Annotated in this window: 1 protein-coding gene; it reads left to right on the top strand. The window is 69.4% G+C overall.

Annotated features, from left to right (window positions below; genetic code table 11):
* Positions 1 to 187: 187 nt before the first annotated feature.
* Positions 188 to 575: transposase (locus tag GGG17_RS14660; RefSeq protein WP_230083058.1), on the top strand; the 388-nt coding region annotated here is incomplete at its 3' end.

Genomic DNA, 575 nt, shown 5'->3' with positions numbered 1-575 from the left:
GCGCCCCGGTTGGGGCAGGAGGGTCGTCATGACCGAGACACTGGTGGCTGTGAGTCCACCTTCACCGAAGAAGAGCCAGGACCCGGGCGATCCGGGCGGTCCACCGCCCGGGGAGGCGTTCGGGCCGATCCCGGACGCGGGTCCGGAGCGGGAGCTGACGCCGGCCGAGCTGGCCGTGATCAAACAGATGGTGCTCCAGGCCAAGGACGCCGGCGTGGCGCTGACCGGCCCGGACGGGCTGCTGAAGGCGTTGACGAAGACGGTCATCGAGACCGCGCTGGATGAGGAGCTGTCCGAGCACCTGGGCTATGACAAGCACGCCGTCGAGGGCCGTAACCGGGGCAACTCCCGCAACGGCACCCGGACCAAGACGGTCCTGACCGACAACTGCGGACCGGTGCAGATCACCGTGCCCCGGGACCGGGACGGCACGTTCGAACCCCAGCTGGTCAAGAAGCGGCAGCGGCGCCTGTCCGACCTGGACGAGCTAGTCCTGTCCCTGTACGCCAAGGGTCTGACCACCGGGGAGATCTCCGCGCACCTGGCCGAGGTGTACGGCGCGTCGGTGTCCAAGG

Origin of the sequence: Arsenicicoccus cauae (assembly GCF_009707125.1) — a bacterium.
Classification (GTDB): domain Bacteria; phylum Actinomycetota; class Actinomycetes; order Actinomycetales; family Dermatophilaceae; genus Arsenicicoccus; species Arsenicicoccus cauae.
Note: the sequence above shows the minus strand (reverse complement) of the source record. Positions and strands in the feature narration are given on the sequence as shown.